Raw genomic sequence first — 24,560 nt, 5'->3', positions numbered from 1 at the left:
GTTAATAATAAATATATAATCTATTTCTCTTTTAAACCAGCCTTCTCCATGCTGTGCATATTGAAAAGGAGCGAGCCATGACTGATTTTACTTTCCCTACCTTCCCCGCGCGACCGCAGCGCTTTATTCCGGGATTGCTGATGGCGCTGCTGCTCGCCGCAGCCGCCACCTGGCTGAGCGCCCTGCCGGTGATAGCCTCACTCGGCCTGGGTGCGCTGACGCTGGCGATTATTGTTGGGGTGGTTGTCGGGAATACGCTTTACTCCCGCGTCGCGGCCCGCTGCGATGCAGGCGTGGTGCTGACAAAACAGCGCCTGCTGCGGCTGGGGATTGTGCTGTATGGTTTTCGACTGACCTTTCAACAGCTCACGGAAGTGGGCGTCCGCGGCATCATCATTGATCTGCTGACTCTCAGTTCAACCTTTTTTATCGCCTGCTGGGCGGGCCGTCGCCTGCTGGGCCTGGATCGGGAGTCTGCATGGCTGATCGGAGCGGGCAGCAGTATCTGCGGCGCAGCAGCAATTCTGGCGACGGGACCGGTGATAAAAGCCGATTCAGTAAAAGTGTCCGTCGCCGTTGCCACCGTGGTCATTTTCGGTACCCTGGCGATCTTCATTTACCCCCTGCTCTACCCTTACGCGCACAGCCTGTTTTCGCATCTGACCCCTGAAATCTGGGGCGTCTATACCGGGTCAACGCTACATGAGGTGGCACAGGTCGTTGCTGCGGGACACGCCGTCAGCCCGGAAACCGAAAATGCCGCCGTGATCGCGAAAATGCTGCGCGTGATAATGCTGGCTCCTTTCCTGCTGCTGCTCAGCGCCTGGGTAAAACGTACGGCCAGCCAGAGTAAAACGTCTAAGGTAAAGATCGCCATTCCCTGGTTTGCTCTGCTGTTTATTGTCGCCATACTGGTTAACTCGTTACATCTGCTACCCGCCTCGCTGGTTAACGGACTCATCCAGATCGATAATGTGCTGCTGGCTGCCGCAATGGCGGCGCTGGGGCTGACGACCCGGTTCGCGGACCTCAGGCAGGCCGGTACTAAACCTCTTATGCTGGGTGCGCTGCTTTTCATCTGGCTGATTACGGGCGGTGGCATTATCAACCTCACCGTTCAGCATCTGTGGGCATAACTTATCGTGCAGCAGCTGTGGTCATCGCTTACCGCCAGCGGTTATCATTGCGATCTGAACAGAGGCCTTTAACAGGAGAGACGGCTTGAAATATATTGGTGCCCACGTCAGCGCAGCGGGCGGCGTAGATAAAGCAGTGGTTCGCGCACATGAACTTGACGCTACGGCCTTTGCGCTTTTCACCAAAAACCAGCGTCAGTGGCGGGCCGCGCCGCTCAGTGGAGAGGTAATTAATGCCTTTCGCGAGGCCTGTGAAAAATACCGCTTCACCTCCGCACAGATCCTGCCGCACGACAGTTATCTGATTAATCTTGGCCATCCGCAGCAGGAGGCGCTGGATAAGTCGCGTGAGGCGTTTTTAGATGAAATGCGCCGCTGTGAACAGCTGGGACTGTCGCTACTGAACTTTCATCCCGGCAGCCACCTGCAGCAGATTGATGAAGAGGCGTGTCTGAAGCGCATTGCCGAGTCAATCAACATTGCGCTGGACCAGACTCAGGGCGTGACTGCCGTCATTGAAAATACCGCCGGACAGGGCAGCAATCTCGGTTTCCGCTTTGAACATCTGGCGGCGATTATCGATGGCGTAGAGGATAAATCACGCGTCGGCGTGTGTATTGATACCTGCCATGCCTTTGCCGGAGGATACGATTTACGTACGGAAGCGGCATGCGTGGACACCTTTGCGGAATTCGATCGCACGGTGGGCTTTGATTTTCTGCGCGGTATGCATCTCAACGATGCTAAAAGTGAATTTGCCAGCCGGGTCGACCGCCATCACAGCCTGGGTGAAGGCAATATTGGTAAAACGGTATTTAGCTGGCTGATGAAAGATGCGCGTTTTGATGGCATTCCGCTGATTCTGGAGACGGTAAATCCCGATATCTGGAAAGATGAAATTGCGTGGCTCAGATCTGAGCAGAAGTAAGTTTATCGGGAGGGGCCTGCCAGCGTGTTTCCGGTTGTTTATGCGGGGCGGGGATCAATAAAAAAGCGCGGTTGCCCGCGCTTTTTTTCATCAGAAAGGTATCAGGCTTTAGCCAGCTCCGACTCCGGACGCTTCAGTATCGCGTAGGAGAGACCCGCCACCAGGGTTCCCACGATAATGGCCATCAGGTAACCCATTACCGGGGTGATAGCGCCGGGGATCAGCAGAACAAACAGGCCGCCGTGCGGCGCCATCAGCTTCGCGCCTACCGCCATAGAAATGGCACCGGTCAGTGCGCCGCCCACAATGCAGCAGGGCAGTACGCGCATCGGGTCGCGTGCGGCAAAGGGAATGGCCCCCTCGGAGATAAAGCAGAGGCCGAGTACCAGCGCTGCCTTGCCCCCTTCCTGCTGGCCTTTATTAAATTTCCTGCGCGCCACCAGCGTTGCCAGCCCCATGGCCAGCGGAGGAACCATGCCCGCGGCCATGATTGCCGCCATTGGCGCATAGGTTTGCGAACTGAGCAGACCGACGCCAAAGGCATAGGCCACCTTATTAACCGGGCCGCCCATATCGGTGCACATCATGCCACCCAGCACCGCGCCCAGCAGTACCGCATTTGCCGTACCCATATTGGCCAGCCAGTGGGTCAGCCCTTCCATGATTTTCGCAACCGGCGTGCCAACCACGTAAATCATCAGCAGGCCGGTTATCAGGCTGGCGATTAGCGGGATAATCAGAATCGGCTTAAGCGCCTCCATACTCTGCGGAAGCCGGAGTTTGGCGCTGATAAATTTTGCGGCATAACCGGCAATAAAACCGGCAATAATCCCACCGAGGAAGCCCGCATTAATGCTGGTCGCGAGCATGCCGCCAATCAGACCCGGCGTCAGACCCGGGCGGTCAGCGATGGAGAAAGCAATAAAACCAGCCAGCACCGGTACCATCAGCGCAAAGGCGCTACCGCCGCCAATTTGCATCAGTGCCGCCGCCAGCGTGCCCTGCTCTTTGAAGGCGGTAATACCGAAAGCAAACGACAGCGCGATGCTCAACCCACCCGCGACTACCATCGGCAGCATATAGGAGACACCGGTTAACAGATGACGGTAGGCGCCCGCGCTCTCTTTCTTCTCTTCACTCTGTGATGTTGAGCTACTGCCCCCTTTAGGCTGATAAGGCTTCGCTTCCGCGACCGCCTTATCCAGCTCCTGGGCCGTTTTCTTCAGCGCCAGTCCGGTAGAGGTGCGATACATCGGCTTACCGGCAAATTTCGCCAGATCCACCTCAATATCTGCGGCCACGATGACCAGATCAGCCTCTGCCACCTCTTCTGCCGTGATGGTATTGCCCGCGCCCACGGACCCGCGCGTTTCAACCTTCACCCACCAGCCGCGTTTTTTCGCTTCGGTATCAATGGCTTCGGCTGCCATAAAGGTATGCGCCACGCCGGTAGGACAGGCGGTTACCGCAACAATGCGTTTTGCCCGCTGTTCGCTCAGGGCACCTGCTGGCGCCTGCGCTGGCGAGGCTGCTGGCGCATGCCAGGGCCTGGCTTCGCTCTGCGCCGTAGTCAGCACCGCGTCTGGCTGGCGCAGGAGCTGTTCAATATCGGCAACGTAAACAGATTTGCCATTAAGGCTGGCGTCGGCAGGAATATTTTTTCCTGCCACAATCACCTGATCGGCCTCAGCCAGGCTATCGGTCAGCGTCACGCCCAGTTTCACCGCAGCGGCGGTTGCTATGTTTTTTGCCAGATAACCTGTTGCCAGGCCCAGCGAAGAATCAATTATCAGCAGCGTTTTCATTGTGCTTCTCCTGCTGTCAGTTAAATGGTTCCAGCTTGACGCGCGCCATCATCGCGGCCAGCTGAGTACGATCGGTAATGCCAACGTTGCTCTGACTCACGGCCAGAGCCGCTACGGCCGTAGCCAGTCGAAGCGTGTGCTCGCTGGATTCGCGCATCAGCAGGCCATAAATCAGCCCACCAACCATTGAATCCCCGGCACCCACGGTGCTTACCACTTCACACGCGGGCGGTCTGGCAATCCATTCACCTGAAGCATTTACCCACAGCGCGCCTTCAGCACCCAGTGAGATCACCACGTGAGCAATACCCTGTTCGCGCAGAGCATGTGCCGCTTCTATTACATCCTTCAACGTCGGGAGTTTGCGTCCGGCCCAAATCTCCAGTTCGCGCCGGTTGGGCTTCACCAGCCAGGGCGCGGCTTTAAGACCCGCCACCAGCGCTTCACGACTACTGTCGAAAATAATGCAGGGGCAGTGGGTACGCAGCGCGCGCATCCAGTCGGTAAACGCATCCGGCTCAACACCGGCGGGCAGGCTACCGCTGACGCAGACCATGTCAAACTGGCCCAGCCACGTTAGCGAGTCGGTCGTGAAACGCTCCCAGTCCTGCCCCGTAACCTCAAACCCCGAAAAGTTGAGATCCGTTACGTCTCCGCCTTTCTCAGTGAGCTTAACGTTGATACGGGTACGGCCTTCAACGACCTGAAAACGATTGGCAATACCCAGTTCGCTGAACAGATGCTGAAAGCCATCCTGATTCTCTTTACCGAGGAAGCCACCAACGGTGACATCGATCCCCAGGTCCTTCAGCACTTTAGCAACGTTTATCCCTTTACCCGCCGCATGCAGACCGGTCGTTTTTACGAGGTTGACCTCGCCCCGTTCGATTTCAGGCGTATAACCCACCAAATCGTAAGCCGGGTTCAGGGTGATAGTGGCGACGCGCCTGCTCATGATGCCCCCTCGCCAAGACCGCCAGAAATTGCCTCACCAATAGCCTTAATTGCCTGAGGTGCATCTTCACCGCTGGCGGTAAAACGCAGCCGGTGACCTTTCTTCACCCCCAGCGCCACAACCTTCATCAGGCTCCGGCCATTGGCTGGCTTGCCGCTTCCGTCGAGATTCGTCACGGTGACGTCGCAATTAAACTGTTTGATCACCGTGACCAGCGCGGTGCCGGGACGGGCATGCAAGCCATGTTCGTTGCGGATGGTGAACTCTTCCGTCAGCACATCCGCCTGTTCCGAGACTTCACTGGTCAGTAGCGCAAGAATACCCGCTGCATCGGCACTCAACAGGCGATCGGCTTTCTGGTTAATCAGCAGGTCACTGAGGTAGTTCAGCACGTTTAGCGGGCTGTCATCGTTGACCGCCACGGTCACCAGCAGCGCGGCTTTCTCACCGTCAACCTCAAAGGACGTGGCGCTGCGGCTGACGGCGACCGCGCTGGCAAGATTGCCCTCGGTGCTGTCGCTTAGCCAGACGCCCTGCCCCAGGTTAAGCGGGCGGGAGGCGATGACACGGCTGACAAAGGTCGCATCGACTGCCCCCGCCTGCTGTAAGCGGCCCGCATTAAGCGCCTGAAGCGTCATCAGATCGCCGGTGGCAACGTCGGTGGTAATCAGCGAAGTATCAAACTTAAATTCCCCTGCCAGCTTTTCGCCCATCAGCAGGCTACGGAGCATTTCGGCTGAATCGGCGCTTTTTAGCTGCTCGGCCACGCTGTCATCGCTGAGAACGTGGGTCAGCTGACGCAGCAGCGCGAGATGCTCATCCGACTTTGCCGCGATACCAATCACCACCCAGGCGGTCTGATCCTCGCCCCAGGCGATACCCTGCGGAAACTGATACACCTGGACGCCCGTTTGCAACACCAGATCGCGGGTATCCGTGGTGCCGTGAGGGATAGCAATACCGTTACCCAGATAGGTTGAGGTCTGCTGCTCGCGGGCGAGCATACCGTCAACATAACCTTCTCCCACGTTGCCCGCGCGTGTAAGTGCGGCAGCAACCTGACGAATGGCATCCTCTTTGTTTTCGGCAGTGGCGCCGGGATGAATAGCGGACAGTTCAAGCTGGAACATAGTTCTCCTCGCTGCTTAGATTGAATCGTTTCAGCTAATGCATGAAACCGCGTACGCTCTCTGGTCTAACACGCTGAACGGACAACGCTGAAACGTTTCAATGAGTGTGTTCTTCTTCGCCTGGGCGATGCAAGTTTTACCGCTGGCTGGGTAACGATTTTTTGATGCCACGCACATTTTATCGCTTCTTTCTGGAATTATCGGGCAGAAAGCGTTCTCCGGGATCGGGTCAGCTGAAGCTTGGCTGACACCTCTCGCGCCGGGTAAATCGCAGAATGTCGGGGGCCGCCGCCAGGGAGGGGTCCACACCCTGTCTCGGTTTTGCATCTCGCATCCGGGGTTTGCAACAAGGTAGAGCGGCAGAGAACGCAATAAAGGTTAAGGTGCCGTTTCAGCTTCAAGCTGAATAAGCCAGGTCAGGGCTTCGTCCCGATGGGAGAAGCACATATCAGACCTCGCCTTTAAGCTGCCGCATACGCTGGGACGCAGGGGCGAGGTGAAGATCTTACACATGAAATTATCAGCAAGCTGGATACAGCGCGTATTCGCGGGCTTCCCCTGCGGCATGCCGGGGATGGGGCTGGAGATCGAAGGGGCTATGCAGCACGCTCCGCAGTCGGTACGACATTCCATCAAAGACCTCGGGGAAAAATCAACGGTAACGGAGCGTCGGATAACGCGGCAGGCGTTTAAAACCTGAACATAGCAGGCACCCTGAGTGAATACTATTCTTTAATGACATTCTGAGAAAAGTGTCCTGCATGACTGCCGTTCAGCACTTGCCTGAATCCCTGCGCAAGAGTAAGTTGTCGCGAGAATTTTCCCTGGCCCTTTTTACTGAGATTTTTATATGCCAAGAGCGAACGAAATTAAAAAAGGTATGGCCGTAAGTTTCAACGGCAAGCTGCTGTTAGTGAAGGATATTGACGTTCAGAGCCCTAGCGCACGCGGGGCATCGACGCTGTATAAAATGCGTTTTACCGATATCCGTACCGGTATGAAAGTGGAAGAGCGCTTTAAGGGTGATGACATTATTGACATCATCTCTCTGAGTCGACGTCAGGTGACTTTCTCCTACATTGATGGGGACGAGTATGTCTTTATGGACGACGAGGACTACACGCCCTATATCTTTAAAAAAGAGCAGATTGAAGAGGAACTGCTGTTTCTGCCCGAGGGCGGGATCCCTGGTATTCAGGTCCTGACCATGGACGGCCAGATTCTGGCGCTCGAGCTGCCGCAAACCGTTGATATGGAAATCGTGGAAACCACGCCGGGTATTAAGGGCGCCTCTGCCAGCGCCAGAACAAAACCAGCCACAATGATAACCGGCCTGGTTATTCAGGTTCCTGAATACCTGAGCAGCGGCGATAAAATACGCATTCATATCCCCGAGCGCCGCTATATGAGCCGTGCGGACTAATCAGTAAGTGATAAATTCGGCAACGTCCTTGCGCGCGGCCGAATTTGTTATATTACAACAATTCCCGGGCGTACTAATTGTAGTTGACGGTCATAATCCCCATTTTGTGCTGTGCGTCGAGCCATTTCACCTGCGTTTGCCCCAGCTCAGCAGGCAACGCCTGCGCATCAGGATGCGTGATGTAGACCTGGGTTTTCCCCTGCTTAAAACAGGATGTTCTGATCAAGTCGGACTGCTGGTCGATTTCACAGCCGGGCGACACAATCGCGCCCTGAAAGGTAATGGTGCCAGAGCCTGCACTGGCCTTTGACTCTCCTGCCAGAGCGGTTTCCGTCCATAGCGGGATGAGCAGACTGACTACAGTCATTTGGACTGCAATTTTTACGCCATTCATAGTTACCTCGTCGATTAACTGCTGGCACTTTGAAGATAGTCGTTGGTGGGCAGGTAAGTTAATTATCGGCATCGGTGAGCAGAAGATTAATTCACCTTTAGCTGAATGCGCAGAGAGAGGAAAAGATGGCGCGAGTCAATTTAATCACCGGATTTCTGGGCAGCGGCAACCCCCCCCTCCAGCATCTTCTTTCTCAAAAACCAGCAACCGAAAAATGGGCGATACTGGTTAATGAGTCTGGCGAAGTGGGTATTGATGGGGCCCTGCTGGCAGAGAGCGGCGCTATCCTCAAAGAGATCCCCGGCGGCTGCATGTGCTGTGTTAACGGCCTGCCGATGCAGGTGGGGCTGAATATGTTGCTTAAACAGGCCCAACCCGATCGCCAGGCGCTGCACGACTGGCAACAGCAGGATCCACTGAGCCGTCCGGTCATCACCGCCTCCTTTGGCAGAATTGATGCGCAGCTTTTGCGCCAGCCGCGTAAAAACCAGCAGGCGCTTCCTCAGCCAGCCCATCATCATGGCCAGCCCGCTTCGGGCCTTGCCGCGCTGACACTAAAGCCTGACGCACGCTGGCGCCGTTCGCTAAATCAGGGCCAGGGGTATTTCGCCTGCGGCTGGGTATTTGACAGCGATACGGTGTTTGATACCATCGGCCTGCTTGAATGGGTGCGCCTGTCTCCGGTCACGCGCGTTAAAGGTGTGATGCGCATCCAGGAAGGGTTGGTTAGCGTTAATCGGCAGGGTGACGAATTTCATATCGAGACCCGATCGTCTTCGCCACCTGACAGCCGCATTGAGGTCATCCATGAAGAGGAGGCGGACTGGAACGCGTTGCAAACATCTTTGTTGAAACTTCGTTTAACTTTCGTGTAATAATCTACGCCGTTACGATTTCTTAATTTAACCTTAAGACGACATGACTGCTAAACGCTTACTTTCTATCCTGGTGCTTAATGCACTTGGCCTGGCGCTATTTTTCTCGTGGTATCTGCCCGCCCATCACGGTTTCTGGTTTGACATTGATAAAAGCATTTTCTACTGGTTCAATGAAAGACTGGTCACCAGCAAACCCCTGCTGTGGTTCGTGGCCGTTACCAACTATCGCGCTTTTGATGGCGTTTCGCTGTTAGCAATGGGTGCGCTTTATCTGAGCTTCTGGCTGCAGGAAACCCCTCAGGGCCGCCGTCGCATGCTGGCCATCGGTATTACTATGCTGCTGACCGCCGTCGTGCTTAACCAGCTCGGCCATCTGATCCCGGTTTCACACCCCAGCCCAACCAAATTCTTCCCGGACGTGAATCATGTGACGCGGCTGACCGGTATACCGACTAAAGATGCCTCCTCGGACAGCTTCCCCGGCGATCACGGCATGATGCTGATGATTTTTGCCTGCTTTATGCTGCGCTATTTTACTCGCCGCGCCTTTTTAATTGCGGTAGCCATTGTGCTGATTTTTGCCTCTCCCCGCATAATGATTGGGGCACACTGGTTTACTGACGTGGCGGTGGGTTCGCTTTCAATTGTGCTGGTCGGCATGAGCTGGCTGTTAATAACCCCGGCCAGCGACTATCTGGTCAATGTGGTTAATCGCTATTTACCTGGAAAATATAAGCCCGCTAAGTAAATATTAGTCTGTTAATGCTTTGCAGCAGGCAGCATCGTAATGCTTATCTCATTTATTACGGTGCTGCTTAATACCCTTCTTCGCTCACAGACATAAACGCTTTGCCGGAAATAACTGAACAAAGAACGACGAGGGTGCCGCCCTGGCAGCAGTTTATGCCATAAAAAATGCTTTCAGACCGACATTTAACTACGTTCTGCATCATACCCCTCTTTAACACCTGAATACCTTCTTTACCCTCATGATTCCTGCACATTTGTCGATAAAACGGCCATTTTAATATTCTTATGTTTCACATCATTAAAACCTATAAAAAAGACGCTAAAACCCCTCGCCATGCCGTCTGTAATCGGTTAATCTCATTTTCGATTAGGCCAACGCTGTAAGATATTTCCTTAATTTACACTTTTAACTGTGCTCTCTGGCACTTTTTAGAGGTTCAGGAATTGTCTTACCCCTGTGCGCTAATTAATCTCGTTCCGTTTCGTAATATCTGACGACTTCGTCGTTAAGGACTTCAAGGGATCGCAAACATAATGGTCAAGTCTCAACCGATGCTGAGATATATCTGGCGGGTTTTACCTGCTGTCGCCTTAGCGACGTTACTGTCAGCCTGTAGTTCGACCAATAGCAGCAACAATGCACAAACTGATACTCATGCAGTTAAGAGCCAGGATGGCTTTTTACTTCAAGCGTCTCAGGATGAATTCGAAAAAATGGTTCAGAACGTGGATATCAAATCCCGACTGATGGACCAGTATGCGGTCTGGAAAGGCGTTCGTTATCGCCTGGGCGGCACCAGCAAACGCGGCATTGATTGCTCTGCCTTTGTACAAACCACCTTCCGCGAGCAGTTTGGTCTCGATCTGCCGCGCTCAACTTATGAGCAGGAAGACACAGGGAAAAGCATTCAGCGTACAAAGCTGCGCCCGGGTGATTTAGTGCTGTTCCGCGCCGGTTCAACCGGTCGCCACGTCGGCATTTATCTGGGTAATGATAACTTTGTCCATGCCTCAACCAGCAGCGGCGTGATGATCTCGAATCTGAACGACAACTACTGGAAGCATCGCTATCATGAGGCACGGCGCGTTCTGACCCGAACGCAAAGCTGATTTCGATCCCCTGAAGTCTGCGAAAAACGAGAGAGAAAACGCTGCCGCGGCAGCGTTTTTTTTTGCCTGCTCCCAGGCGTGATAACGGGATGTTGGCATTAACGGTGGGAGCTAAGTAACTTTATGATATTGCGCTTTGCTTTTATACTTTTCAGCTGCATGGTGACCACGGCCCAGGCTGAGAATATTAATGAGAGTTACGCGTTTGCACAGCTCGGCGAGCCTAAATATGCCGTCGATTTCTCCCACTACGATTATGCCAATCCCGCCGCGCCCAGGGGCGGTAATATTACGCTTTCGGCGGTGGGTACCTATGATAACTTTAATCGCTTTGCCTCACGCGGCAATCCTGCGGCGGGCACTGACACGCTCTATGACCGGCTGTTTACCTCATCAGAGGATGAAGCCGCCAGCTATTATCCCCTGATTGCCGAGTTTGCGCGTTATCCTGATGATTATCGCTGGGTAGAAGTTTCCCTGAATCCCCTGGCTCGCTTTCATGACGGCAGCCCCATCACCGCCCGCGACGTGGCCTTCACCTTTAACAAATTTATGACGGAAGGCGTACCGCAGTTTCGGGTGGCAAATAAGGGTGTGACTGCCCGGGCTATTTCCGCGCTGACCGTGCGGTTTGACCTGCCTGTGGGTGATAAAGATCGGGTACTGTCGCTGCTGTCGCTGCCGGTATTCCCGGAAAAATTCTGGCAGCATCACCGGCTGGATGAACCGCTTCGCACTCCACCGCCGGGCAGCGGTCCCTACCGGATAACCGCCTGGAAAGTCGGGCAGTCTGTTACCTGGTCGCGCGTGAAGGATTACTGGGCGGCAAATCTGCCGGTGAATAAAGGTCGCTTCAATTTCGATACGATCCGCTACGACTATTATCTTGACGATAACGTTGCCTTCGAAGCCTTCAAGGCGGGCGCATTCGATTTCCGCACAGAGAGCTCGGCTAAAAGCTGGGCCACACAATATCGCGGCAGCAACTTTGACCACCATCTGATTATTAAGGATGAACAGCCCAACACCGCCGCCACGGATACCCGCTGGCTGGCCTTTAATGTGCAAAAGCCGCCGTTTATGGATCGCCGGGTGCGCGAGGCTATCTCGCTGGTTTTTGACTTTGACTGGATGAATAAAGCGCTGTTCTATAATGCGTACCGTCGAACTGACAGTTATTTCCAGAATACCGAATATGCCGCGCGGCATTATCCCGATGCAAAAGAGCTGGAGATCCTTGCGCCCTTTAAGGGAAAAATCCCCGATGAAGTATTCACGCAAATTTATCAGCCTCCCCATACTGACGGAAGCGGATATGATCGCGATAATCTTCTCAAAGCGCTGGTCCTGCTTAAACAGGCAGGCTGGGAGATAAAAAACCAGAAGCTAACCAATCAGCAGACGGGGAAGACATTCAGCTTTGAACTGCTGCTGCGCAGCGGGGAGAATAATCAGTGGGTACTCCCCTTCCAGCACGCGCTGTCACGGCTCGGTATCCAGCTTACCCTTCGCCAGGTCGACAGCTCACAGTATCTGGCCCGTGCGCGCAGTCGTGATTATGATATGCGCCCCATCAGCTACTTTGCTTTCCCCATCCCCGATCCCTCACTGCGGCTGGTCTGGGATTCGGCGTATCTCGCCTCCAGCTATAATGCCCCGGGCGTCGCCAGCCCGGTAGTTGATGCGCTGATAAAGCAGATCATTCAGCACCAGGGGGATAAAAACGCGCTGCTGCCGCTGGCAAGATCGCTGGACCGCGTCCTGCTGTGGAATGATTACATGATCCCGATGTGGTATAACGCCCGCGATCGCTATGCCTGGTGGAATAAGTTCTCAATGCCGGCGATCCGCCCTGCCTGGTCACTGGGCTTTGACAGCTGGTGGTATGATGTCAACAAAGCCGCGCGGCTGCCGGCACAGCGTCGTTAAGGAGCAAAGAGTGGGTGCCTATCTGCTACGCCGGCTGCTGCTGGTCATCCCCACGCTGTGGGCGATTATTACCATTAATTTTTTTATTGTGCAGATTGCACCCGGTGGTCCGGTTGACCAGGCGCTGGCCAGTATCGAGTTCGGTCAGAGCACCGGACTACCAGGCGGGGGTAGTGCTTCCGACAGCCATGCGCGCGGCACGCCGAATTCGATGCCCGGCGACAGCCAGTATCGCGGTTCCCGGGGACTGGACCCGGAAGTGATTGCCGAAATCACCCGCCGCTACGGCTTCGATAAACCCCTGTATCAGCGCTATCTGGACATGTTGTGGCGCTACGCGCGCTTTGACTTTGGCGACAGCCTGTTTCGCAGCAGTTCGGTTATTCAGCTGATTAAACAAAGTCTGCCCGTTTCGGTGACCCTGGGGCTGTGGAGCACCCTGATTATCTATCTGGTTTCTATCCCGCTCGGCATCAACAAGGCGGTACGTAACGGTAGCGTCTTCGATACCTGGAGCAGTACGCTTATTATCGCGGGCTATGCTATCCCTTCATTTTTGTTTGGCATCGTGATGATAGTGCTCTTCGCGGGCGGCAGCTACCTTGACTGGTTTCCCCTGCGCGGGCTGGTGTCGCCTCAGTTCGACTCGCTCCCCTGGTTTGGAAAAATCTCCGATTATCTGTGGCACATTACGCTGCCGGTGCTGGCCACCGTTATCGGCGGCTTTGCCACCCTGACCATGCTTACCAAAAATGCGTTCACCGATGAAATTCGTAAACAGTATGTGGTGACCGCCAGAGCGAAGGGACTGGATGAGAAGAAAATCCTTTATCGTCACGTCTTTCGTAACGCCATGCTGCTGGTTATCGCCGGGTTTCCTGCCACCTTTATCAGCATGTTTTTTACCGGATCGCTGCTGATTGAGGTGATGTTCTCCCTTAACGGCCTGGGCCTGCTGGGCTATGAAGCGACCCTGCAGCGTGACTATCCGGTGATGTTTGGCACGCTTTACATCTTTACGCTGATCGGCCTGCTGTTGAATATCCTTAGCGATATCACCTATACGCTGGTGGATCCACGCATTGATTTCGAGGGGCGCTAATGAAAAGGTTGAACCCGGTTAATCAGGCGCGCTGGGCGCGGTTTTGCCATAACCGACGCGGTTACTGGTCACTGTGGATTTTTATCGTGCTGTTTATCCTCTGCCTGGGCGCTAACCTGCTGGCTAACGATAAGCCGCTGCTTGTCCACTACCAGCAGCGTACCTATTTCCCGCTGCTGGTGAATTATACCGAAGCCGATTTTGGTGGCCCGCTGGCCACCGCCGCAGATTATCAGGATCCCTGGCTTAAGTCGCGCCTGAGCCAGCACGGCTGGGCCGTTTGGGCGCCGATCCGTTTTGGTGATAACACCATTAACTTCGCCACCCGCGTCCCTTTCCCCTCGCCCCCCTCCGCGCAGAACTGGCTGGGCACCGACGCCAACGGCGGGGATGTGCTGGCGAGGATCCTCTATGGCACACGCATTTCACTGCTGTTTGGCCTGACGCTGACGATTATCTCCAGCGTGATGGGCATCATCGCAGGCGCGCTACAGGGGTACTACGGCGGAAGGGTGGATTTATGGGGCCAGCGCTTTATTGAAGTCTGGTCCGGTATGCCAACGCTGTTTCTGATTATTTTGCTCTCCAGCATCATCCAGCCGGGATTCTGGTGGCTGCTGGGGATAACCGTGATGTTCGGCTGGATGCAGCTGGTCGGCGTGGTGCGCGCTGAGTTTCTACGCGCGCGCAACTTCGACTACATTCGTGCGGCCCAGGCGCTGGGCGTCAGTGACCGGCACATTATGTCGCGGCATATGTTGCCGAATGCCATGGTGGCGACGCTGACCTGGCTGCCGTTTATTCTGTGCGGATCGATAACCACGCTGACCTCGCTCGACTTTCTCGGCTTTGGCCTGCCGCTGGGCTCTCCCTCGCTGGGAGAGCTGCTCCTGCAGGGGAAAAACAACCTTCAGGCCCCGTGGCTGGGGATTGCGGCCTTCTTCTCGCTGGCGATCCTGCTGTCGCTGCTTATTTTTATCGGCGAGGCGGTTCGTGACGCCTTCGACCCCAGTAAGGTGCACTGAGTATGTCCCTGCTTATTGTGAAAGACTTAAGCATCGCCTTCCGCGCCTCCGGGGTCGAAAGGCGGGTGGTGGACAGCCTGTCGATCTCCGTGGAGGCGGGTGAAACGCGCGCGCTGGTGGGAGAGTCCGGCTCGGGGAAAAGCGTTACCGCCCTGTCAATTATGCGCCTGCTCCCGTCACCGCCAGTGGTTTATCAGCAGGGTGACATACACTTTGCCGGACAGAACGTACTGACCGCCGACGAGCGCACGCTACGCGGCCTGCGCGGCAACCGCATGGCAATGATTTTTCAGGAGCCGATGGTGTCGCTCAACCCGCTGCACACCGTCGAAAAACAGCTGTATGAGGTACTTTCGCTGCATCGCGCGATGCGCAGAGAGGCGGCGCGTGCCGAAATGCTGACCTGCCTGGATCGCGTAGGCATTCGCGACGCCGCCCGGCGGCTGAAAGATTTCCCGCATCAGCTCTCTGGAGGCGAGCGTCAGCGCATCATGATCGCCATGGCACTCCTGACGCGCCCTGAGCTGCTGATAGCTGATGAGCCCACGACGGCGCTGGATGTCTCGGTCCAGGCGCAGATCCTGACTCTGCTGAAGGAGTTAAAGCAGGAGCTGAATATGGGGCTGCTGTTCATCACGCATAATCTGAATATTGTGCGACAGCTGGCGGATAACGTCACGGTGATGCACAACGGCCAGTGCGTGGAGAGCAATACCACCCGACGGCTGTTCGACTCGCCCCGGCATTCCTATACACAAACGCTGCTTAATGCTGAGCCGGAAGGCAGACCCGAACCGGCAGACAGCCACGCCGAACCGCTGCTTCGCGTCAGTCAGCTTCAGGTTGCCTTTCCGATCAAACAGGGACTGATGCGTCGGGTCACCGGTTACCATCACGCGCTACGCGCGCTCAGTTTCGTCCTTCGCCCCGGTGAAAGTCTGGGGCTGGTGGGAGAGTCCGGTTCGGGAAAAAGTACCACCGGGCTGGCGCTGCTGCGGCTTATTCCCTCACAGGGGGAGATCTGGTATCGCAATCAGCCGCTGCACCAGTGGGATCGGCGAAAGATGCTGCCGGTGCGGCCAAAAATCCAGGTCGTATTCCAGGATCCCAACTCTTCACTCAATCCCCGGCTGAATGTGCTGCAAATTATCGCCGAAGGGCTACAGGTACATCACCCCGCCCTGAACGAAAAGCAGCGCGAGGCGCGCGTGATTGCTGCGATGCGGGAGGTGGGACTGGATGCGGAGACACGCCACCGCTACCCTGCCGAGTTTTCCGGTGGGCAACGCCAGCGAATTGCTATCGCCAGGGCGCTGATATTACAGCCCGAGCTGATTATTCTTGATGAGCCGACCTCATCGCTCGACCGCTCGGTTCAGAAACAAATCCTGGCGCTGCTGAAAAAATTGCAGCGCGATCGACGGCTGGCCTATATTTTCATCAGCCATGATTTGCAGGTGGTCAGATCGCTCTGCCATCAGGTTGTGGTGCTGCGGCAGGGTGAAGTGATTGAGCAGGGAGAGTGTGAGGCGATATTCTCCGCCCCAAAAGAACGCTACACGCAGCAGCTTATAGCACTGAGTGATTTCGCCATGTTTCCGCAATCCCCACGCCAAAATTCTTAAGGCGGCAGGTGGTGGCGCTTTCATCATGACGGGTCACGAACAGGCAGGGCTGCCCGTCCCACTCGACCACCGCACACTCAAGCTTGATGTCCGCCAGCGCCTCTTTGATCATCTGCATGATATCCCATGCCTGCTCCCCCTGGTGGCTGAGCAGGCTGAGGCCTATCAGATCGTCATCGTCGGCGACACCATTTAGCACCAGCGGCAGCGGCTCTACGCTGAGTTTGGCCGATCCCGTACCCCAGCGATAGCTTTGCGGTAATCGGTGTACGACAGAATGTTGTAACATATGCAGCTAACCCCCAGTTCAATAGCGAGTGCAATATCATCCCTGCCGTTTTCTTCATCAACGGCAGGCTATGCACGGCAGGGTAAAGCAAGGGCATCATCACCTGAGCAGGGTTGTTTTTGAGCGTTGCCTCACGTTTCAAGGCTATATTTACCGCGTCGCGGCGCTAATAACAACCCTTTTTGTTGCATACAGGTAAATTTTAGCAGCGTTATATTCACATTAAAGCAACATTATCGGCACTGAGCCTCTTCTGATCTGTAGTAAGGATGCAATCAGACCGTTACGCCTTTGCGCGGGCGGGCAGCGTACAGGAAGAGCAGAACCGAGACGGTCGCGCAGATAAAGATCGATCCCACCATTGGCCAGGCCGAGTGGAAGGAGAGCGTCGAGAGCAGCGCCCCCACCAGCGCGCCCACGCCAAATCTCAGCGTGCCCGCCAGCGACGACGCCGTGCCTGCCATATGGGGGAACTCTTCCAGAATGACCGCCATGGCATTGGAGGAGACCATCGCCACGCAGCCAATAAACATCGCCACGCCGAACACCAGCGGCAGAAAGCCCAGATTGAGCGCGCTAACCACCACCATCCACACGCCCATGCTGAACTGAATCAGCAGCCCGAGCCGGAACATTGCCAGCGGACCAAAGCGACGGACGCAGCGGCTGTTAAGCAGCGTCATCAGAAACAGGAAGATGATATTCAGGGCGAAGTAGTAGCCGAAGTCCTGCGGGCTGATGTGGTTCAGCTCAATATAGACAAAGGGCCCGACGTTAAGGAATGAGAACAGCCCGGCAAATGAGAAGCCGCTGGCCAGCATATAGCTGAATACGCGCTTGTGGCGGAACAGCGACAAAAAATTTCTCAGCGTGGTACGAAGATGGAATTTCTGTCGCTTTTCACGCGGCAGCGTCTCTTTGATCTGGGTGACAACCAGCACGGTGGTGACCACGGCGGCCAGCGAGATGGTCCAGAAGATTGCGTGCCAGCTCCAGACCAGCAGCATCCAGCCGCCTACGATGGGGGCCACCAGCGGTGCAATGGTGGTGACCAGCATCACGAATGACATCATGCGGGAAAACTCTTCCTTCGAGTAAGTATCCCGCATCAGCGCGCTGATCACCACGCTGCCCGCCGCTGCCGACAGGCCGTGCAGCAGGCGCATAAAAATCAGCTGGTCGATTGACTGGGAAAGCGCACAGGCGGCAGCGGCAACGGCAAAAATCAGCGTTCCCACGGCTATGACCGGTTTACGCCCGAAGCTGTCCGCCAGCGGCCCGTAAATCAGCTGCCCGAGAGCAAACCCGAAGATATACAGATTTAGCGTCATCTGCACGCTGCCCGCTGATACCCCGAACTCATGGGCAATTTGCGGGAGCGCAGGTAAATACATATCAATCGACAGCGGCATTAACATCGCCAGCAGGCCAAGGATCACCACCAGCCCCAGCGACGAATTCTTTTCCTTACGCACCCTCATCTACCCCACACAAGCTTCTGGTTACGATCAACGGGTCGGCAGACCCACGCTGGCAATTTCTTCTTCGGTCAGGGCACGGTATTCACCCGGCTGCAGATCCTCGTCCAGGGCTATCGCACCAATGCGCTCACGGTGCAGCTCCACCACGCGGTTGCCGACCGCTGCAAACATCCGTTTTACCTGGTGATAGCGGCCTTCACTGATGGTCAGACGCACCTGATGTTCGTCGATGACGTCCAGACGGGCCGGTTTAGTCAGGTCTTTTTCGTTATGCAGCTGGACGCCCGCGGTGAACTGCGCCGCCGTATCCTCCGACAGCGGCGACTCCAGCGTTACCCGGTAGGTCTTTTCGCAGTGATGGCGAGGCGAGGTAATACGGTGTGACCACTGGCCGTCGTCAGTCATCAGCACCAGGCCGGTGGTATCAATATCCAGTCGCCCTGCCGCATGGAGCTTATAAGCGGTGGGCTCATGCAGGAAATAGAGCACCGTTGGGTGATCGGGATCGTCAGTGGAGCAGACGTAGCCCTGCGGCTTATTCAACATAAAGTAGCGCGGTCCGATCTGCTGCTGTAGCGGATTGCCATCATACTCAACCTGGCTTTCAGGGTTCAGCCTGAACGCGCTTTCCCGTACCACTTCCCCATCAACCGTTACCTTACGCGCCCGTATCTCGCGTCCCGCGATGGCGCGGCTGATTTCCAGCTGCTGAGACAAAAATTTATCAAGTCGCATTAAATCTGCACTGCCTGTTTAGTAGATATGAAAACCGACGCTCCTGACTGCGGAGCGTTTGAAGAGAGAGAACGCGTGGATCCTGACTGTTCTGCCCATCACCGGGAAGACGGGACAGCGCCCCCGGATACGGCCTCAGTATATAGGGAGTTGGCGTCGAGGCACAGAGGGTGACGGGCATGAAGCGGCCTTTCATGTCATAATGCGGTTTTGCTCCCAGATCCTCCGAAAACCATGTCGTTTACTCTGCGCCCCTATCAGCAGGAAGCGGTTGATGCCACGCTCAGCTACTTCCGTCGTTCTTACCAGCCTGCCGTTATCGTGCTGCCAACCGGCGCGGGTAAAAGCCTGGTTATTGCCGAACTGGCCAGGCTGGCCAGGGGCCGCGTGCTGGTACTGGCGCACGTCCGGGAGCTGGTGGCGCAAAATCACAGTAAATACCTCGCCTACGGGCTGGAAGCCGATATCTTCTCCGCCGGGCTACAGCAAAAAGAGAGCCGCAGTAAAGTGGTCTTTGGTAGCGTCCAGTCGGTGGCCCGCAACCTGTCGCAGTTCGCGGGGGAGTTTACCCTGCTGATTGTCGACGAGTGCCACCGCATCAGCGACGCCGACGACAGCCAGTATCAGCAGGTGCTGAACCATCTGCGTGTAAGCAACCCGCGACTGCGACTGCTGGGCCTGACCGCCACACCCTATCGCCTGGGGAAAGGCTGGATTTACCAGTTCCACTACCACGGCATGGTGCGCGGCGATGAGCGGGCGCTGTTTCGCGACTGTATTTACGAGCTGCCGCTGCGCTATATGGTGAAGCATGGCTTTCTGGTACCGCCGGAAAGACTGGACATGCCGGTGGTGCAGTACGACTTCAGCCGCCTGACCGCCCGTGAAAACGGCCTGTTTAGCGAGGTAGACCTTAACCGTGAACTGAAACAGCAGCAGCGTATTACGCCGCATATCGTTCAGCAGATTGTGGAATTTGCTCAGGACCGACAGGGTGTCATGATCTTTGCCTCCACGGTTGACCACGCGAAAGAGGTGCTGGGCCTGCTGCCGGAGGGTAAGGCCCTGATTACTGCCGGGACGCCTGCCGCCGAACGTGACGCGCTGATTACCGCCTTCAAGGCGCGCCAGCTGCGCTACCTGGTTAACGTTGCGGTCCTGACCACCGGCTTTGACGCGCCGCACGTAGACCTGATCGCCATTCTGCGCCCTACCGAGTCGGTCAGCCTTTATCAGCAGATTGTCGGGCGCGGCCTGCGCCTTTCCCCCGGGAAAACTGACTGCCTGATTCTGGATTACGCCGGCAACCCACACGATATTTTCACGCCCGAGGTGGGCTCGCCGAAAGGGAAAAGTGACAATAAACCGGTGCAGGTATTCTGCCCCGCCTGCGGGTTCGCCAATACCTTTTGGGGTAAAACGACCCCGGACGGCAGCGTGATTGAGCATTTTGGCCGCCGCTGTCAGGGCGTCCTGGAGGATGACGCAGGCAATCGCGAACAGTGCGACTATCGCTTTCGCTTTAAGCAGTGTCCGCACTGCAATGCGGAAAACGACATTGCCGCCCGGCGCTGTCACCAGTGCGATGCGCTGCTGGTGGATGCCGACGATATGCTAAAAGCGGCGCTCAAACTTAAGGACGCACTGGTTCTGCGCTGCGCTGCAATGGTACTGGAAACCGGCAGCGACGAAAAAGGAGAGTGGCTAAAGGTGCGCTATTATGATGAGGAGGCCACCGAGGTCAGCGAGCGCTTCCGGCTCTCCACGCCTGCCCAGCGTACCGCCTTTGCGCAGATTTTCCTGCGTCCCCACCAGCGCGCGCCCGGCGTTCCGCTGGCGTGGAAAACAGCGGCGGATATTGTCGCCCTCCAGCCCCTGCTGCGCCAGCCCGACTTTGTCGTGGCGAGAAAGCAGCGCCATTTCTGGCAGATCCGGGAAAAAGTGTTCGACTATCAGGGACGCTATCGCCGCGCCAATACGCTACGCTAGCGCCACGGCAGTTTAATTCATTGCCGCTGATGGGAAACCTGGGCTATAATGCGCCCCGCTTTTGCTTTCGCGAAAGCTGAACACTCCAACCTGTTGCTGGGTCGCCTGTAGCAGGATAATCAGATAAAGAGATTGAACAATGTTCACTATCAATGCAGTAGAACGTAAAGAGCAGGGCAAGGGTGCGAGCCGCCGCCTGCGTACAGCTAACAAATTCCCGGCCATCATTTATGGCGGTAACGAAGCAGCTGTTGCTATCGAACTGGACCACGACTACGTGATGAACATGCAGGTTAAGCCTGAGTTCTATACCGAAGTGCTGACTCTGGTTGTTGATGGCAAAGAGTCAAAAGTAAAAGTGCAGGCTGTACAGCGTCACCCGTTCAAGCCAAAACTGCACCACATCGACTTCGTTCGCGCTTAATCGCCCGTCCGTGATCTTGTGAAGAAAACGCCGCGTAATGCGGCGTTTTTTTTGCCTGCAATAGCGGCGCGGTTAGCTGCGGCAACGTTACTCAAACAGCAGCGTTGTTTACCGTGGGTAAGACTCTGCTCAAACAGCAGCGTTGTTCGCCGTGGGTAAGACTCTGCTCAAACAGCGACCTTATTTGCCGCTGTTGAGATCCCTTTCAAACAGCGGTTTTTATTTGCCGCTACTGCGACGCTGGAGCTGATCACGCAGGTTGGGCGGTGTGCCTTTAATCGTCAGCGTGTCCGTTGCCGGATCCCAGAAAATGCGCTCGCCTAACAGCATTGCGTCAAAGTTGAGCGTTAGCCCCCCGCCGCTGCCGGAAAATTTGGTCAGCTGGCGCAGCGTACTGCGATCGGCCGGAAAACTCTCCTCCAGCTCATATCCCTGCTCCTGCGTAAAGGCCTGGAAACTTTTTTCACCGAGCGGCGCCAGCTCTTCAGAAAGCCCCTGCAGCGCAATCTCCTCGCCCGCCTGCAGCTGTTCATTACAGTAGCTGTAGACCTGCTGCCGATAGTTCTGCCGCTCATTTTTATCGAGAGCCGCCTCCGAGCAGTAGTCGTCTACCGCCTGCAATAATCCACGGTTCTGCGCTTTGGTATCCAGACCCACGCTGGCGCCAAGAAAATCCATAAAGAAGTCGGCCACCTTGCGCCCTACTCTTCCCCGCAGGAAGGTGAGATAGCGCGTTGACTCCGTATTCGTTTCCCATTCGGTCAGGTCAATACGCGCCACAATGTCAGCATGGTTGATATCCAGATAGTGCGTGCTGCTGATATCCAGCTCTTCATTCACGCGCATGCTGTTCTGGCTGTTCAGTACCGCAATCAGCAGATAGTCGACCGCCAGATAACGGTAGTGACCGAACAGCACCACGCCGCCTTCCGCAAACGGATATTTTGCCAGCTCATCACGCAGTCGACCCGTTGCCGCCCGGCTGAACGCGAGAAAATCATCCTCACCCTTCCGACAGTTGCGCAGCGCCTCGGCCAGCTCGCTCTCTTCGTTAAACAGGCCGTAAGCTTTGTTCTTGGCGCTGTAAACACGATGCAGTTCTTCCATCATCGCGGTGACCGGAGCATTCGCGGGAAGCAGTGATTCGCGCAGCACCAGCTCAAGCGTCTGCTCGTCGCGTTTGATCAGCTGGTGAAGAGCAATCTGCTCGATATCCAGACTCATGGTAAACTCTCCTATTGATGTAGGCGCGTATTCAAACACCGAGTGGGACGGCGATCAACAGGCAACAACTTTAACCGGGCGTTGACGATAAAAGAGCAGAAAAAATCGCACTTTTACGTTAAGATGCCGCCCTTTAACACTGAATAAACTCGACCTTATGCCGCAATCATCCCGTTACAGTGACACCCGCGTGGAGAAACTCCTCGCCGAAATGGCCAGCGTACTTGAAAAAGACAAGGCCCCCACCGATCTTTCCCTGATGGTACTGGGAAATATGGTGACTAATTTACTTAATAACAGCGTCTCACCTGCTCAGCGCAGCACGCTGGCTCGCTCCTTCGCCGACGCGCTACAGGCTTCGGTACGTGATGATAAAGCCCATTAATGTGAAGATTCAGACTCTGCTATGGTAACAAATCGGCAGCCCTACCGAGAAAAAGTGTCCCAGATGATTAGCTGGGGGCACTGGTTCGCCCTGTTTAATATTATCTTTGCCTTTATTCTGGGTAGCCGTTACCTGTTTGTTACCGACTGGCCCGCCTCGCTGGCAGGACGCATCTATGCGTTTACCAGCTGGATTGGTCACTTCAGCTTTATTGTGTTTGCCGCCTACCTGCTGATTATCTTCCCGCTCACCTTCGTGGCGATGTCTCAGCGGCTGCTGCGCTTTCTCTCTGCCATTATCGCGACCGCCGGGCTGACGCTGATTCTGGTGGACAGCGCGGTCTTCAATCGGTTTCATCTGCACCTTAACCCGGTCGTATGGGAACTGGTGGTTAACCCGGATCAGAGTGAGATGGCCCGCGACTGGCAGCTGATGTTTATCAGCGTACCGGCCATATTTCTGGTCGAGATGCTGTTTGCCACCTGGAGCTGGCAAAAACTTCGCAGCCTCAACCGGCGTAACTTTGGTAAGCCGATGGCGCTGCTGTTTATCGCGGCGTTCTTTACCAGCCACGTGATGTATATCTGGGCGGATGCGAACTTCTATCGTCCTATAACCATGCAGCGCTCCAACCTGCCGCTCTCCTACCCGATGACCGCCCGACGCTTCCTGGAGCGGCACGGCCTGCTGGATGCGCAGGAGTATCAGCGACGCCTGGTGGAACAGGGTAACCCTGAGGCACTCTCGGTGGCCTATCCGCTAAACAGCATTACCTTTAGCGATGCCGGTACGCGTAATAACCTGCTGGTGATCACCGTAGATGGACTGAATGAGGCCTCAGTGGCAAAAAGTCTGCCGCATCTGCAGCAGTTTGCCGATGAAAACGTCAATTTCACCCAACACTTTAGCGCAGGCTTTACCGGCGACAGCGGCCTGTTTGGCCTGTTTTACGGAATTTCACCGGGCTATATGGACGGCGTGCTCTCCGCGCGCGTCCCTTCTGCCCTGTTTGGCGCACTAAGCAGGCAGGGTTACCAGTTCGGCTTGTTCGCCTCCGACGGCTTCAATGCGCCGCTCTACCGCCAGGCACTGCTGGCAGATTACTCTCTGCCTGCATCCAAAAGTCAGCCGAACTCGCAGACCACCCTACAGTGGCAGCGCTGGCTGGACGGGCAGAAAAACAGTCCGTCGCCGTGGTTCTCCTGGCTGTCGCTGTCAGGCATGGCGGAGCCAGCGGGCACTACGAAGGAGTTCGCCCGCCGCTACGCGCGCAGCGCCGCCGACGTGGATACGCATATTCAAAACGTGCTGAACACGCTAAAAGATAACGGCATGCTGGATAAAACCGTCGTGGTGATCACCGCCCGCCACGGCATCGCGTTGGACGGCGACAGCAGTATGGGTAACCGGGCCAATCTGCAGGTGCCGCTGGTGGTTCACTGGCCGAATACTCCTGCGCAGCAGGTAGACAAGCTGACCGGGCATCAGGATATTATGACCACCCTGATGCAGCGCCTTTTGCACGTGAGCACCTCTGCCTCGGACTATTCACAGGGAGAGGATCTCTTTGCCCCTACCCGCCGCCGCGACTGGGTGATTAGCAACAGCGATCGCCAGCTGGTGATCACCACCCCTTCCGTCACGCTGGCGCTGGATGCTAACGGCAGCTACAAGGCATGGGATAACCAGGGGCACCGGCTAAAAGATCATAAGCCTCAGCTTGCCCTGCTATTGCAGGTGCTGACCGATGAGAAACGTTTTACCGCCGATTAATGGGCACTGTATAAATTCAAAGCAGTCAACGCGTTAGGCGCTTGCAATTGCAGATGAAATGAGTACTATA

Annotated in this window: 24 protein-coding genes; 15 read left to right on the top strand and 9 right to left on the bottom strand. The window is 55.7% G+C overall.

Translation table 11 applies throughout. The annotated features are described in order from the left end of the window. Window positions 1-77 precede the first annotated feature (77 nt). On the top strand, window positions 78-1,136 hold the full coding sequence (locus ACLRGG_RS06530; RefSeq protein WP_416248957.1) for a YeiH family protein: 1,059 nt from the start codon (window positions 78-80) through the stop codon (window positions 1,134-1,136). A gap of 85 nt (window positions 1,137-1,221) precedes the next feature. Beyond that, the gene (nfo, locus tag ACLRGG_RS06525) at window positions 1,222-2,064 is read left to right on the top strand and encodes a deoxyribonuclease IV (RefSeq protein WP_416248956.1); all 843 of its coding nucleotides are present in this window, start codon (window positions 1,222-1,224) and stop codon (window positions 2,062-2,064) included. Between the two features lie 101 nt (window positions 2,065-2,165). Here nfo and fruA read toward each other — a convergent pair whose 3' ends face one another. The 4 genes from fruA to ACLRGG_RS06505 form a co-directional block, all read right to left on the bottom strand. Continuing rightward, the gene (fruA, locus tag ACLRGG_RS06520; protein WP_416248955.1) at window positions 2,166-3,869 is read right to left on the bottom strand and encodes a PTS fructose transporter subunit IIBC; all 1,704 of its coding nucleotides are present in this window, start codon (window positions 3,867-3,869) and stop codon (window positions 2,166-2,168) included. A 16-nt stretch (window positions 3,870-3,885) separates the two neighbouring features. Then, window positions 3,886-4,824 (bottom strand): 1-phosphofructokinase, encoded by a 939-nt coding sequence (fruK, locus tag ACLRGG_RS06515; protein WP_416248954.1) that lies wholly within the window; start codon window positions 4,822-4,824, stop codon window positions 3,886-3,888. Beyond that, window positions 4,821-5,954 carry a fused PTS fructose transporter subunit IIA/HPr protein gene (gene fruB, locus ACLRGG_RS06510; protein WP_416248953.1) on the bottom strand — a complete coding sequence of 378 codons (1,134 nt, stop codon included), beginning with the start codon at window positions 5,952-5,954 and terminating at the stop codon, window positions 4,821-4,823. Before fruB ends, fruK begins: the two co-directional genes overlap by 4 nt. A 378-nt stretch (window positions 5,955-6,332) precedes the next feature. Next, window positions 6,333-6,530 (bottom strand): proteinase inhibitor, encoded by a 198-nt coding sequence (locus tag ACLRGG_RS06505; protein WP_416248977.1) that lies wholly within the window; start codon window positions 6,528-6,530, stop codon window positions 6,333-6,335. On the opposite strand from ACLRGG_RS06505, the gene ACLRGG_RS06500 reads away from it, so the two are divergent. Then, window positions 6,466-6,654 carry a hypothetical protein gene (locus tag ACLRGG_RS06500; RefSeq protein ID WP_416248981.1) on the top strand — a complete coding sequence of 63 codons (189 nt, stop codon included), beginning with the start codon at window positions 6,466-6,468 and terminating at the stop codon, window positions 6,652-6,654. The genes ACLRGG_RS06505 and ACLRGG_RS06500 overlap by 65 nt on opposite strands. A gap of 150 nt (window positions 6,655-6,804) precedes the next feature. Continuing rightward, on the top strand, window positions 6,805-7,377 hold the full coding sequence (gene yeiP, locus ACLRGG_RS06495) for an elongation factor P-like protein YeiP (protein WP_416248952.1): 573 nt from the start codon (window positions 6,805-6,807) through the stop codon (window positions 7,375-7,377). A gap of 73 nt (window positions 7,378-7,450) precedes the next feature. Here the strand turns inward: yeiP and ACLRGG_RS06490 are convergent, their stop codons facing one another. After that, on the bottom strand, window positions 7,451-7,744 hold the full coding sequence (locus ACLRGG_RS06490; RefSeq protein WP_416248951.1) for a YmdA family protein: 294 nt from the start codon (window positions 7,742-7,744) through the stop codon (window positions 7,451-7,453). Window positions 7,745-7,896: 152 nt separating this feature from the next. Here ACLRGG_RS06490 and ACLRGG_RS06485 point away from each other — a divergent pair, with 152 nt between their 5' ends. The 7 genes from ACLRGG_RS06485 (at window position 7,897) to yejF (ending at window position 16,190) form a co-directional block, all read left to right on the top strand. Beyond that, entirely contained in the window at window positions 7,897-8,646 is a 750-nt protein-coding gene (locus ACLRGG_RS06485) for a CobW family GTP-binding protein (protein ID WP_416248950.1), read from the top strand. Between the two features lie 43 nt (window positions 8,647-8,689). Further along, window positions 8,690-9,397, top strand: coding sequence for a phosphatase PAP2 family protein (locus ACLRGG_RS06480; protein ID WP_416248949.1), 708 nt, complete (start codon window positions 8,690-8,692; stop codon window positions 9,395-9,397). A gap of 536 nt (window positions 9,398-9,933) precedes the next feature. Next, entirely contained in the window at window positions 9,934-10,509 is a 576-nt protein-coding gene (gene mepS, locus ACLRGG_RS06475; RefSeq protein WP_067708656.1) for a bifunctional murein DD-endopeptidase/murein LD-carboxypeptidase, read from the top strand. 123 nt (window positions 10,510-10,632) lie between these two features. Next, window positions 10,633-12,438: an extracellular solute-binding protein gene (locus ACLRGG_RS06470; protein WP_416248948.1), complete on the top strand. Its 1,806-nt coding sequence runs from the start codon at window positions 10,633-10,635 to the stop codon at window positions 12,436-12,438. Between the two features lie 10 nt (window positions 12,439-12,448). Continuing rightward, the gene (locus ACLRGG_RS06465) at window positions 12,449-13,540 is read left to right on the top strand and encodes a microcin C ABC transporter permease YejB (protein WP_416248947.1); all 1,092 of its coding nucleotides are present in this window, start codon (window positions 12,449-12,451) and stop codon (window positions 13,538-13,540) included. After that, window positions 13,540-14,565 (top strand): microcin C ABC transporter permease, encoded by a 1,026-nt coding sequence (locus tag ACLRGG_RS06460; RefSeq protein WP_416248946.1) that lies wholly within the window; start codon window positions 13,540-13,542, stop codon window positions 14,563-14,565. The genes ACLRGG_RS06465 and ACLRGG_RS06460 overlap by 1 nt, the downstream gene beginning before the upstream one ends. 2 nt (window positions 14,566-14,567) lie before the next feature. Beyond that, window positions 14,568-16,190 carry a microcin C ABC transporter ATP-binding protein YejF gene (yejF, locus tag ACLRGG_RS06455; protein WP_416248945.1) on the top strand — a complete coding sequence of 541 codons (1,623 nt, stop codon included), beginning with the start codon at window positions 14,568-14,570 and terminating at the stop codon, window positions 16,188-16,190. On the opposite strand, the gene ACLRGG_RS06450 is transcribed toward yejF, so the two are convergent. The 3 genes from ACLRGG_RS06450 to rsuA all read right to left on the bottom strand — a co-directional run bounded on the left by ACLRGG_RS06450 (window position 16,135) and on the right by rsuA (window position 18,695). Next, a complete protein-coding gene (locus ACLRGG_RS06450) occupies window positions 16,135-16,479 on the bottom strand; it encodes a YejG family protein (RefSeq protein ID WP_416248944.1) in 345 nt (114 codons plus the stop codon). The two genes, yejF and ACLRGG_RS06450, sit on opposite strands and share 56 nt — an antisense overlap. A gap of 275 nt (window positions 16,480-16,754) precedes the next feature. After that, window positions 16,755-17,954, bottom strand: coding sequence for a Bcr/CflA family multidrug efflux MFS transporter (locus tag ACLRGG_RS06445; protein WP_416248943.1), 1,200 nt, complete (start codon window positions 17,952-17,954; stop codon window positions 16,755-16,757). Between the two features lie 33 nt (window positions 17,955-17,987). Then, window positions 17,988-18,695, bottom strand: coding sequence for a 16S rRNA pseudouridine(516) synthase RsuA (gene rsuA, locus ACLRGG_RS06440; protein WP_416248942.1), 708 nt, complete (start codon window positions 18,693-18,695; stop codon window positions 17,988-17,990). Window positions 18,696-18,929: 234 nt separating this feature from the next. On the opposite strand from rsuA, the gene radD reads away from it, so the two are divergent. Both radD and rplY read left to right on the top strand, forming a co-directional pair. Further along, window positions 18,930-20,684: a DNA repair helicase RadD gene (radD, locus tag ACLRGG_RS06435; RefSeq protein ID WP_416248941.1), complete on the top strand. Its 1,755-nt coding sequence runs from the start codon at window positions 18,930-18,932 to the stop codon at window positions 20,682-20,684. Window positions 20,685-20,823: 139 nt separating this feature from the next. Continuing rightward, a complete protein-coding gene (gene rplY / locus ACLRGG_RS06430) occupies window positions 20,824-21,108 on the top strand; it encodes a 50S ribosomal protein L25 (RefSeq protein ID WP_067708683.1) in 285 nt (94 codons plus the stop codon). A gap of 219 nt (window positions 21,109-21,327) precedes the next feature. Here the strand turns inward: rplY and yejK are convergent, their stop codons facing one another. Beyond that, window positions 21,328-22,332, bottom strand: coding sequence for a nucleoid-associated protein YejK (yejK, locus tag ACLRGG_RS06425; RefSeq protein WP_416248940.1), 1,005 nt, complete (start codon window positions 22,330-22,332; stop codon window positions 21,328-21,330). Window positions 22,333-22,489: 157 nt separating this feature from the next. Between yejK and ACLRGG_RS06420 the strand changes: the two genes are divergently transcribed. After that, window positions 22,490-22,717, top strand: coding sequence for a YejL family protein (locus ACLRGG_RS06420; protein ID WP_067708690.1), 228 nt, complete (start codon window positions 22,490-22,492; stop codon window positions 22,715-22,717). Window positions 22,718-22,738: 21 nt separating this feature from the next. After that, window positions 22,739-24,490, top strand: coding sequence for an LPS biosynthesis-modulating metalloenzyme YejM (gene yejM / locus ACLRGG_RS06415; RefSeq protein ID WP_416248939.1), 1,752 nt, complete (start codon window positions 22,739-22,741; stop codon window positions 24,488-24,490). Window positions 24,491-24,560 lie beyond the last annotated feature (70 nt).

Origin of the sequence: Erwinia sp. PPS120, from assembly GCF_047918655.1 — a bacterium.
GTDB lineage: Bacteria > Pseudomonadota > Gammaproteobacteria > Enterobacterales > Enterobacteriaceae > Erwinia > Erwinia tasmaniensis_A.
Note: the sequence above shows the minus strand (reverse complement) of the source record. Positions and strands in the feature narration are given on the sequence as shown.

Bases quoted from the DNA above. Each gene is read 5' to 3' on its own strand.
- ACLRGG_RS06460 (WP_416248946.1), top strand. From the start codon at position 13,540: ATGAAAAGGTTGAACCCGGTTAATCAGGCGCGCTGGGCGCGGTTTTGC.
- mepS (WP_067708656.1), top strand. From the start codon at position 9,934: ATGGTCAAGTCTCAACCGATGCTGAGATATATCTGGCGGGTTTTACCT.
- yeiP (WP_416248952.1), top strand. From the start codon at position 6,805: ATGCCAAGAGCGAACGAAATTAAAAAAGGTATGGCCGTAAGTTTCAAC.
- fruK (WP_416248954.1), bottom strand. From the start codon at position 4,824: ATGAGCAGGCGCGTCGCCACTATCACCCTGAACCCGGCTTACGATTTG.
- yejF (WP_416248945.1), top strand. From the start codon at position 14,568: ATGTCCCTGCTTATTGTGAAAGACTTAAGCATCGCCTTCCGCGCCTCC.
- ACLRGG_RS06500 (WP_416248981.1), top strand. From the start codon at position 6,466: ATGAAATTATCAGCAAGCTGGATACAGCGCGTATTCGCGGGCTTCCCC.
- ACLRGG_RS06420 (WP_067708690.1), top strand. From the start codon at position 22,490: ATGCCGCAATCATCCCGTTACAGTGACACCCGCGTGGAGAAACTCCTC.
- ACLRGG_RS06485 (WP_416248950.1), top strand. From the start codon at position 7,897: ATGGCGCGAGTCAATTTAATCACCGGATTTCTGGGCAGCGGCAACCCC.
- rsuA (WP_416248942.1), bottom strand. From the start codon at position 18,695: ATGCGACTTGATAAATTTTTGTCTCAGCAGCTGGAAATCAGCCGCGCC.
- fruB (WP_416248953.1), bottom strand. From the start codon at position 5,954: ATGTTCCAGCTTGAACTGTCCGCTATTCATCCCGGCGCCACTGCCGAA.
- ACLRGG_RS06490 (WP_416248951.1), bottom strand. From the start codon at position 7,744: ATGACTGTAGTCAGTCTGCTCATCCCGCTATGGACGGAAACCGCTCTG.
- fruA (WP_416248955.1), bottom strand. From the start codon at position 3,869: ATGAAAACGCTGCTGATAATTGATTCTTCGCTGGGCCTGGCAACAGGT.
- radD (WP_416248941.1), top strand. From the start codon at position 18,930: ATGTCGTTTACTCTGCGCCCCTATCAGCAGGAAGCGGTTGATGCCACG.
- ACLRGG_RS06470 (WP_416248948.1), top strand. From the start codon at position 10,633: ATGATATTGCGCTTTGCTTTTATACTTTTCAGCTGCATGGTGACCACG.
- rplY (WP_067708683.1), top strand. From the start codon at position 20,824: ATGTTCACTATCAATGCAGTAGAACGTAAAGAGCAGGGCAAGGGTGCG.
- yejK (WP_416248940.1), bottom strand. From the start codon at position 22,332: ATGAGTCTGGATATCGAGCAGATTGCTCTTCACCAGCTGATCAAACGC.
- ACLRGG_RS06530 (WP_416248957.1), top strand. From the start codon at position 78: ATGACTGATTTTACTTTCCCTACCTTCCCCGCGCGACCGCAGCGCTTT.
- yejM (WP_416248939.1), top strand. From the start codon at position 22,739: ATGGTAACAAATCGGCAGCCCTACCGAGAAAAAGTGTCCCAGATGATT.
- ACLRGG_RS06450 (WP_416248944.1), bottom strand. From the start codon at position 16,479: ATGTTACAACATTCTGTCGTACACCGATTACCGCAAAGCTATCGCTGG.
- ACLRGG_RS06480 (WP_416248949.1), top strand. From the start codon at position 8,690: ATGACTGCTAAACGCTTACTTTCTATCCTGGTGCTTAATGCACTTGGC.